The organism is uncultured Shewanella sp. (assembly GCF_947501665.1).
GTDB lineage: Bacteria > Pseudomonadota > Gammaproteobacteria > Enterobacterales > Shewanellaceae > Shewanella.
On sequence record NZ_CANMWS010000065.1, the window covers coordinates 1 to 2,353 of the forward strand.

Sequence of the window (2,353 nt, forward strand, 5' to 3'; positions counted from 1 at the left end):
TAAGCAGCCTAAAGTCGTATTAGAGGAACTACGACAGGCTGCATAGGGGAGTATTGCACTTGCGAGTTGAATCCGCCTTGCACTTATTATATGAATTTAGGAAACTCTAAAAACGTGGCCAATATTAGTTGACCAGTACAATACATAACTCTCTATCAAAACATGGTTAACATGTAACAAGTCTATTATGAATTGATTTGTTACATATTAACCATGAATTATTATTCATTTACAATTATACTTTTATGCATGTTTATAGAAAGTTAGCTTTTATTAAATGACGCTGCTACTCCGATTTAACTTAACATTTTAAATTTATATTATTATTTGATTACTGCATAAGCCACACAAAATGATATAAGCAAGCTTTAAGTATACATATGATTTACAAATTAATTTTTAGACCTTAAATAACTAAACGTGAAATTTCAGGTTGCAATCATGATGGCAAGTAAAACTTACGAATCTCTATCGAAAACTAGTTTAAATAAAGAAAATAATCATGAAATTAAAAATGAGCATTCTCTTGAACAGCATTGTAATGAAGTTAATATTAAAGGTTACTCTTTAATAAAAGGCTTATATCATCCAGACGACATTAAAGGTATAGCTCAAAACTTTGATATGTTATTTATGGATAAGTTGAAACATGGTAATGTACAATGTAGAGATTATCGTCGTTATGCATGTAAACTCCCTATTAGTAAAGATTATGAAGCAATTCTTAATAACTCCTATATTGATAAATTGATGACTAGAATTCTTGGTGAAGGTTATGTGTTATTTAATTTTAATTCACATAGTTCATTACCTGGATCATCTTGTCAACACATGCATGTTGATTCAACTGATCATTTAAATTCAAAAACCTATGTTAATGGTCAAACAAATGTGGCTTTTTTGCATATTCCAATGATTAATACCGATGCAACTCATGGAGCAACATCGCTTTGGCCAGCAACCTTATTTACTCATCGATTACTGGATACTACAGAGAATAAATGGGTAAGAGATAACTTAAGTCAATCAACGAATCAACTCAGCCTTGGAGATGTTATTATAAAAAGAGATAACTGTTTTCATGCTGGAGGTAAAAATAAAAGTTTATCTCGAAGACATATGATTACACTTATTTTTGTACGAAAAAATGTTTATTTAAATGATAACTCTGGTGTCATCCCTTGTGGTATATATGATAAGAGTAACATGCCTGAACTACCTTATAGAATTGCATCGCAATGTATAACTCCCCCCCAAGATTTAACGGCCACTTACCATAATAAATTACAAACAAAGCCTATATATTCGACAGTAAATACAACTCAATCAATATCCTTTAAACAACTTGAATATATCGAAAAAGGGCTATCTTCGACCTTGTTTTGTAAAATTAAAAAAGATCCAAAATCCTTTATCTGTAACCCAAATTCGGTATTTAATCTTATTGACTATATTAGGCCTTTGGTAAAATCTTCATTTGGAGATTCTAATTTCCATTTCCATTCTATTAAACTCAATACTAATTCTAAAGAATTCGATTGTGATGATCCAGTATTTAAAAAAAATTCACGTCAAACTGTTTTTAATAATGATAATAATTTAATTAAAATACACATACCATTAGAATCATGTAATAACTGGATCGATGCTTATTCAGGCAGTAAATTACTATCCGCAGGAGTATTAGAAAACCGTAATTTGTTTGACCTTGATAAAGAAACTCTATCTTCAAATAAACAAGACTTACTCGTTACAACTGGGGCTTTGGTATATTCCAAATTAAGCGATATACCAACAATTGAAATTACATTTGTACGTTTTTATTTTATCCCCTCCTATGATGATCGGTTTTGGGTTACCGATACTTTTGCATTAACCTTACCAAACAGATTAGGGCGATTATTGAGATATGATAGTATATTTATCACACAAAAAAAATATTTGGATTTTAAATATAGTATCTGGTCTCACATTACATATGTCACTATTGATCAAATACTCGATATCCGTATGAACAATAAAATTATAGGTAACTTACTACTTGCCGTGGCAGCAACTTTTATTATACCTCCATTTTTTATTAAATGGCTGTTGGGTAATCATGTAAAAAGAGTTATTGAAATATTCTAGTGCCAGTTGATCTTTTGCGAGCATTTCCACAACAGTTTGTCACTTCAGTGCACAAGGAAAGATTTAGATGATATAGTGATTCTCCATGAATAAGTGATAACGTTGTAGAAAGGAATGTCAAGTGCTACCCTCATTCTTTTATAAAGCCTAAATTCATATAATAAGTGCAATACTCATGGATGATCAGATGGTGGAGAGCCAACTGCTGGTAGTGGTATGCTTT

General features: G+C 30.8%; 1 protein-coding gene. It reads left to right on the forward strand.

The features are described 5' to 3' along the window. Positions 1 to 441: 441 nt before the first annotated feature. Complete coding sequence (locus Q0976_RS23880; protein ID WP_299497354.1) at positions 442 to 2,130, forward strand: hypothetical protein; 1,689 nt, start codon at positions 442 to 444, stop codon at positions 2,128 to 2,130. Positions 2,131 to 2,353: the final 223 nt, after the last annotated feature.

Coding starts and splice junctions, on each gene's coding strand:
- Q0976_RS23880 (WP_299497354.1), top strand. CDS start 442: ATGATGGCAAGTAAAACTTACGAATCTCTATCGAAAACTAGTTTAAAT.